We start from the raw sequence: 6,743 nt of genomic DNA, 5'->3' as shown, positions 1-6,743 counted from the left end.
AGGCCGGTGCCTTCGGCCAGTTGTTCAAACGTGAAACCTTTACGGGATTTGCTGTCGAGCAGTTTGGCGGTCAGGGCCAGCGTTGGATCCTGGTAGGCATTGGACTGGGTCATGATGTTCACTCCGGTGCAAGGGTCTGGTTGAACAGCGCCGTCGTATTGGCTGGCTGTGGAGTCGAGAATGGAGCAAACGAATTATTAGATCCAAGACCCATATGCAATACTTCGAATAAGCACAGCCTATAGGTGTCCACCATGCTACTGCGCCATCTGCGTTATCTTCTGGCCGTCGTCGACCACGGCAACTTCACCCGTGCAGCCCAAGCGCTCTACGTGTCTCAACCGACGTTGTCACAGCAGATAAAGCAGTTGGAGGAATCACTCGGAGCGGAGTTGCTCGATCGTGGAGGACGTACCGTGCAGACCACAGATGCTGGTGCGGTATATGTGGAGTACGCACGGCGGGTGCTCAGAGATCTCGAGGCCGGAAAACGGGCGATCCATGACGTCAAGGACCTGTCCCGAGGCAACCTTCGGGTTGCCATGACGCCTACCTTCATGGCCTATCTGGCGGGTCCCCTGGTCCGCGATTTCCTTGCCGAGTACCCTCGTATCCATCTGGAAGTCTTTGAGCTATCGATGAGTGACATTGAAGCGGCACTGGCCGAGGACTCACTCGATATTGCCATCGCGTTCAGCGAAGTATGGAACCCAGACATCGAGTGGTCGGCGCTCTATACAGAACGCCTGGCACTGATGGTGGGTCAAGGCCACCCGTTATACGATCGTCAATCCCCTCTCGCAACCACAGAACTGGCGACGCTGCCTCTGGCCTTGCTGACCAGTACGTTCATCACCCGCACCTGCATAGATGACTACTGTCGTGACCAAGGCATAAAACCCAATGTCGTGCTGGAAGCCAGCTCAGTGAATGCGTTGCTTGAGATCGTGCGGCATGCGCGGCTGGCAACCGTTCTTCCGCAAGCCACAGCCAATGAAGATCGTTCGATCAGGAAAATCGACTTCGCCGATGAGGCTCCGCAGCGCACAGCAGCGCTTCTCAAGAAAAGAAACACTTACCAGAGCACTGCCTCGATGGCATTTGAAAGGCTTGTACGCAGTACCCTTTCGATGGGTTAACGGCACGGCCAAAACAGGCAGTCAAACCTCGATGCTTCGCTCTTGAATACTCGCGGGGAGATGAATCGACAGGTAGTCGATCAGGCTTCTAACCGAAGGCAGCATGCCTTTCGGGGTGGGATACAACAGGTGGATAATATGCGCCGCGCCCGTCCACATCTGGGATGCAAGTTGCAGCTGACCGCGCTGTATCGCCAAAGCCGCAATGGACTCTGGCAGCAATGCAACACCCAGCCCGTTGACTGCAGCTTCAAGTTGCATTCTCAAACCATCCATAAGCATGCGCGGCGAGTGAATGAACACCTGCTGTTCATTGCCGTTGTGCAGCAACCACCTCCCCTTCCCGTCCTGTACTTCGCCAGGACGGCACAACGTATCGAGCAGTGCCAGCTCCTGCAATGAAGCAGGCGTGCCATGGCGGGAGAGAAACGATGGGCTGGCAACCAAAACCCGCCGAGCTGTCCCAAGACGTCTGGCGACCAAACCGTAAGCGTCCTCAATCTCTGCCCGTGCACGCAGCGCTAGATCGAAACCTTCTTCCACAAGGTTGACAGCCCGATCCGAAGCATCCAGCTCCAGGCGCACTTTCGGGTGCGCCGCGAGATATGCAGGCAAGATAGGTGAAAGATAGGATTCGGCCATGACTTGAGGGCAGCTGAGCCTCACTAGCCCTGTGGGCTCGACCTGCAGGTTCGCGACACTGTCAAAGGCCCCGTTGGCCCCCTCCACGATCACGCGGCATTGGGCGTAGAACTGCTGTCCGGCTTCGGTGAGCGAAATCTGCCGCGTGCTCCGGTGCAACAAACGAACGCCCAATCGGGATTCGAGGATGGCGATGCGTCGACTCAAGCGGGTCTTTTCAATACCCGATGCTTTGGCGGCCGCCGTGAACCCACTATGGCGCACCACGAGTACGAAAAACTGAAGATCATTGAGGTCTTCTATCATTAGTGCTGTCCTGCAACAGTCTAGGGTGGTCGGGCCACCTTATCGGTGATGAGGGTGTGGCCTAACATGCTTCACTCGATTCAGGCATCTAGATGCCTAAGCAGGATTTTCAGGAATGTCTATAAAGTTCTCCCCAGTTGCGCAGGCGTCGTACTCGGCATTCAGCGCCCATTTCTCGGCGCATCGCCTGAACGTCGATGCAATGAATGGTTTAGCCGCGCCGGTGATAGGTTTCGATCATTTCCGCACGTCGGGCCCAACATTTCCGCCACACCCCCATGCGGGCTTTTCTGCAGTGTCCTATCTGTTCGAAGACTCAGCCGACGGCCTGCGTAACCGAGACTCCCTCGGCCACGACATCGTCATTGAACCAGGGGCCATGGTGTGGACTCAGGCGGCACGCGGCGTCGTGCATGATGAACAACCGGCCACACCCGGTATCGAAGTTCACGGCTTGCAGCTGTTCGTCAATTTGTCCAAAGCCAACAAGACTCTGGCACCGGCCATGCTCCACGCTGACAGTGATCAGATCCCCAGTGTGACGACAGAAGGCGCCCATGTCAGGGTCGTAGCCGGGACGCTCAACGGCGTGACAGGCCCGATCAAGCCTGCCGAGCCGTTCAGTTTCTTTGACTTGAAGCTTGAATCCCGTTTCTCGCTCAATCTCGTGGATCGACAAAACGTCATGTTCCACGTGCTGTCCGGCAACCTAGAAATAGAAGGCAGCGGTGAACAGCAGCAACTATCCGCCCATGAGGCTATCTCGCTCAGCTACGGTGCTGAACCTGACCACGTGAGTATAACCACAGATGCAGGTGCTCACCTGCTGATCCTCTCCGGTGTGGACCCCAAGGAGCCCATAGCGGCTTATGGCCCGTTCGTCATGAACGACCAGGCGGGACTTCAGGCTGCCTACTCCCGCTACGTGGCTGGAGAGATGGGGCGATTGTCGCCTCTCTGACATCTGCATCACTCCCCTTGCATCCGGTTTCCCCCGCGCAAAGCTCCCGCTTGACGGGTGTGCTGCGCGAAGATCACTTCCACTCAATCAAGGAGTCATCCATGAGTTATGACCATCTTGGCGCTGATACGGCAGCCGTACTGTTCGTCGACCATCAAACCGGGCTTTCCAATGGCATACACGACCAGAGCCTTCCCGAATACATGACCGCAGTGGCGGCGCTGGCCAAACTTGCGAAAGCGTTCAAACTGCCGAGTATCATCACCACCAGTGCGGCCGACGGCCCTAACGGTCCGGTCCTGCCGATCATCACACAGACGCTGCCGGACGCACCGATTATCCATCGTCCTGGTGAAATCAACGCATGGGACAACCCGGACATGGTCGCGGCCATCGAGAAAACCGGCCGCCGGAAACTGATCATCGCGGGTGTCTCGACCGAGGTCTGCGTCACTTTCGTCGCGCTTTCTGCAATCAAGGCAGGCTATGAGGTGTACGCCGTGATCGACGCCTCCGGGACATGGAGCAAGCTGGTACAGGAAGTCGCGATCGCACGCATGGTTCAGGCCGGGGTGGTGCCGATGACGTGGGTTGCCGTGGCTGCCGAGATACAAGCCGACTGGCGCAACGAAACCGGACAGGCCCTCGCCGACATCATGGGCGAACACCTGCCGTTCTACGGTAACCTCAACGCCAGCTACTTGGCTGCCAAGGCCTGACAGTCTGCCGCACCAGAGTCGGGCGTTGAGTGATGACTCAACGTCCGACTCGCCCGCCCGAAGGTCACGCCGTTTCGTTAGTCCGAGACCCGAATAAGCATGTGCCCTTTGACGTTGCGAGCGTCGAGCGCGTCGTGAGCTTGGGCGATCTGCTCAAGCGAAAAAACCTGGCCCACAAACGGCTTGTAGCTTCCCGCAGCGAGACAAGCAGTCACGTCGCGTATCGCGGCGCGTTTGGCCTCTTCTGGCATGGTGTAGACCAGGATGAAGCGCACCACCCAGCAATTGACCATGGCCTTGAGCACGGGAATTGAGACAGCGGTATCAGGGGCCTCAACCGAGTAGGCGCTCACCGTGCCGCCCCTGGCCAGACATGCCATATCCAACTCCAGGTTGCTCGCCAGGTCGACTTCGACAATCCGGTCCACTCCGGTATTGTCAGTGGCCGCCATGACTCTGGATGGGACATCGTCCTCGCGCATATTGACGACAAGATCAGCACCTGATGCTCGTGCTGTTTCCCGATCACGTTCGTGGCGGATCGTCGTCACGACCCAGGCACCGGCCCACTTTGCCAACTGGATGGCGCTGCGTCCAACCACCCCGGCCCCGCCATGAACCAGCACTTTTTTATCGCGAAGATCCCCGTCGGCGAACAGACAGCGATGGGCAGTGAGCGCAGAGATCCCCAGACTTGCCCCCTGCTCTAAACTGACCTCATCGGCCAGAGCGATCGCGCGATCGGCTGGCAGAACCACGAACTCGGCAGCAGTGCCAAATGCCCTCCCCGTCTGTGCCTCGAAGACCCAGACACGCTCGCCGAGCCTTGACTGGGCAACGCCCTCACCCACCGCATCGATGATGCCCGCACCATCCTGATGGGGGATGACTCTCGGATAAGCCATCGCGCCTTTGAAACCACCACGCCCCTTGATGTCGCTTGGGTTCAACCCCGAAAAAGCGATTCGGACCCTCACCTCTCCCGGTCCCGGCAGCGGCGTCTGCACTTCACCGACCTTCAATACCTGACCTGCGGGACCCACCTGATCGTAATACGCTGCTTTCATAAAACCTGTCCCGGCGAAAAGTCCGTGAATGAGATGATTGCGATAGAAATTGAGCCGATCACGGACAAAGCATCTGCCTGTAAATCTTAAGCTGAACCCCTCAACTCAGATCAGGGGCTCGCGCCATGACCGCTCAAAATACATTGCTTGAAACAGTCCTTACCAAGGCCACCAGACTGGACCGACTCGGCGTCCATCTGATCAGGGTTGGCGTGGCCATTATATTCCTGTGGATCGGCGCACTGAAGTTCGTTCCCTACGAAGCCGACAGTATTACGCCCTTTGTAGCCAACAGTCCGGTGATGTCGTTTTTCTACGAACACCCGGAGCAATACAAGGAACATTTGACTCACGAGGGGCAACTCGACCCGGTCAAACGCCAATGGCAGACCGAGAACCATACCTACGCTTTCTCTGACGGTCTGGGTTCGGTCGAGATCCTGATTGGCCTGCTGGTATTGTCGTATGGCTTCTCCCGTCGTCTGGGCATGGTGGGTTCGATCTTCGCGTTTCTGACCCCGATCGTCACGCTCTCGTTCCTGATTACGACGCCCGAAGCATGGGTGTCGAGCATGGGTGACGCCAATTTCGGATTCCCGTATCTCTCCGGCGGCGGCAGGCTGGTACTCAAGGACGTGCTCATGCTCGCTGGCGCAGTGGTCATGATCGCGGACTCCGCCCGCCAGTTGCTCGAAGCCAAGCGCGTAGCGCGGCCTTATGAAGCGGCGAGTATCTGATTGAGGCATGCGACCTGAAACCAGCGGGGGTGCTCAATGATGCCCCTCAAATCGAGTCTCATCCCTGACGATGCCAATATTGGGCGCGGCTGGTCCAGCCGCTGCCCCCGTCATGGCCAGTCCGAAAACTCACAAGGCTGCGCCGCTGCGCTAACCGCTCCGTTGTGAAGAACCTGCTGCCGATATTGCGCCGGCGAGAAGCCGGTCTTCCTTTTGAAAAAATGGCTGAAGTAGGTTGCGTCTCGAAACCCGAGCCCTGCCGATATCTGCTGGATAGTATTCGATGAGCGCTCCAGTCGCTGTTTCGCCTCATGCAGCACCCGCTCATGCAGCAACGCCAGCGGCGTGCGCTGAAGTTCGCGAGTACAGATCGCGTGTAAGCGATCCTGGGTGATACCCAGTTGCAATGCATAATCATTGATGGGGCGGTGGACTCGAAAGTGAATCTCCACCAGATTGCGAAAGCGCTGCAACACAGAAGTCACCTCGCCGCCACGCGTCTGTTCGGTCAGGCCCGTAATACGCGAGAGCTCAACCAGCAGCAGCCGCAGATAGGCGCACGTCGCGATCCAGGACGATTGACCGTGAGTCAGCTCTCGTGCGATCCCGGAAAACAGCTGCTTGATTTGCCTGAAGACTTCGTTGTCCATGCCACTGAAGATCGAGCGTCCCGTGAGAATCCTCAACGCGAACGACTCTGGCAAGTCCCCAATCGAATCGACCAGCATCTCGCCGGAACAGGCGATCAATCGGACACTGGCGCCTGCACGCACTTGCACCCGAGCAACACTTTCGCCGGCAATGCTGCAGATGGCTGGTGCTTGAACGACGTGGCGTTGGTCTGCAATCGTCACAATCGCTTCGCCAGACTCGATCAAGAGAAGGTGGTGCTTGCCGGCGGGCGAACGCCTCGTCAGATCGAGAGTTCGCGACCGTAGTGAAACCTCGAGCGTTTCGCACCAGGCATGTGAATGGATATGACCCGATGTATTCAAGACGATCACCTGATCCGCAGAATGTCGCATGACAGAATGCCAATTTCTCGCAATATTCGCCCAAAAAAACGCATTCTCAATCCTGATCCAAGTTGTTTAAATCCGTCCAGAGCTTCTGGAGTACCTGGTGTCGACCGCGCATCTCGAAAACATCTGCGGCACTCACTAAAAACAATA

7 protein-coding genes are annotated in these 6,743 nt (G+C 57.4%); 4 read left to right on the top strand and 3 right to left on the bottom strand.

Features of this window, described 5'->3' with window-relative positions:
* Positions 1–254 precede the first annotated feature (254 nt).
* Positions 255–1,139 (top strand): transcriptional regulator CynR, encoded by an 885-nt coding sequence (cynR, locus tag ACI2KB_RS28385; RefSeq protein WP_404640311.1) that lies wholly within the window; start codon positions 255–257, stop codon positions 1,137–1,139.
* A gap of 21 nt (positions 1,140–1,160) precedes the next feature.
* On the opposite strand, the gene ACI2KB_RS28380 is transcribed toward cynR, so the two are convergent.
* Positions 1,161–2,087, bottom strand: a complete 927-nt coding sequence (locus ACI2KB_RS28380; RefSeq protein ID WP_404640309.1) for a LysR family transcriptional regulator — start codon at positions 2,085–2,087, stop codon at positions 1,161–1,163.
* 115 nt (positions 2,088–2,202) lie between these two features.
* On the opposite strand from ACI2KB_RS28380, the gene ACI2KB_RS28375 reads away from it, so the two are divergent.
* Together ACI2KB_RS28375 and ACI2KB_RS28370 are read left to right on the top strand one after the other, a co-directional pair.
* Positions 2,203–3,048, top strand: a complete 846-nt coding sequence (locus tag ACI2KB_RS28375) for a pirin family protein (RefSeq protein ID WP_404640308.1) — start codon at positions 2,203–2,205, stop codon at positions 3,046–3,048.
* A gap of 101 nt (positions 3,049–3,149) precedes the next feature.
* Positions 3,150–3,767: an isochorismatase family protein gene (locus ACI2KB_RS28370; protein WP_404640306.1), complete on the top strand. Its 618-nt coding sequence runs from the start codon at positions 3,150–3,152 to the stop codon at positions 3,765–3,767.
* Positions 3,768–3,844: 77 nt separating this feature from the next.
* Here the strand turns inward: ACI2KB_RS28370 and ACI2KB_RS28365 are convergent, their stop codons facing one another.
* Complete coding sequence (locus ACI2KB_RS28365) at positions 3,845–4,834, bottom strand: NADPH:quinone reductase (protein ID WP_404640304.1); 990 nt, start codon at positions 4,832–4,834, stop codon at positions 3,845–3,847.
* A 125-nt stretch (positions 4,835–4,959) separates the two neighbouring features.
* Between ACI2KB_RS28365 and rclC the strand changes: the two genes are divergently transcribed.
* A complete protein-coding gene (gene rclC / locus ACI2KB_RS28360; protein WP_404640302.1) occupies positions 4,960–5,571 on the top strand; it encodes a reactive chlorine resistance membrane protein RclC in 612 nt (203 codons plus the stop codon).
* Between the two features lie 110 nt (positions 5,572–5,681).
* On the opposite strand, the gene ACI2KB_RS28355 is transcribed toward rclC, so the two are convergent.
* A complete protein-coding gene (locus ACI2KB_RS28355; RefSeq protein ID WP_404640300.1) occupies positions 5,682–6,566 on the bottom strand; it encodes a helix-turn-helix transcriptional regulator in 885 nt (294 codons plus the stop codon).
* Positions 6,567–6,743 lie beyond the last annotated feature (177 nt).

Origin of the sequence: Pseudomonas sp. NPDC088444 (genome assembly GCF_044900175.1) — a bacterium.
Taxonomy (GTDB): Bacteria; Pseudomonadota; Gammaproteobacteria; order Pseudomonadales; family Pseudomonadaceae; genus Aquipseudomonas.
The sequence above is the reverse complement of the archived record's forward strand: the minus strand, read 5'-3'. Positions and strand labels throughout refer to the sequence as shown.

Bases quoted from the DNA above. Each gene is read 5' to 3' on its own strand.
- ACI2KB_RS28375 (WP_404640308.1), top strand. From the start codon at position 2,203: ATGTCTATAAAGTTCTCCCCAGTTGCGCAGGCGTCGTACTCGGCATTC.
- ACI2KB_RS28365 (WP_404640304.1), bottom strand. From the start codon at position 4,834: ATGAAAGCAGCGTATTACGATCAGGTGGGTCCCGCAGGTCAGGTATTG.
- ACI2KB_RS28380 (WP_404640309.1), bottom strand. From the start codon at position 2,087: ATGATAGAAGACCTCAATGATCTTCAGTTTTTCGTACTCGTGGTGCGC.
- ACI2KB_RS28370 (WP_404640306.1), top strand. From the start codon at position 3,150: ATGAGTTATGACCATCTTGGCGCTGATACGGCAGCCGTACTGTTCGTC.
- rclC (WP_404640302.1), top strand. From the start codon at position 4,960: ATGACCGCTCAAAATACATTGCTTGAAACAGTCCTTACCAAGGCCACC.
- cynR (WP_404640311.1), top strand. From the start codon at position 255: ATGCTACTGCGCCATCTGCGTTATCTTCTGGCCGTCGTCGACCACGGC.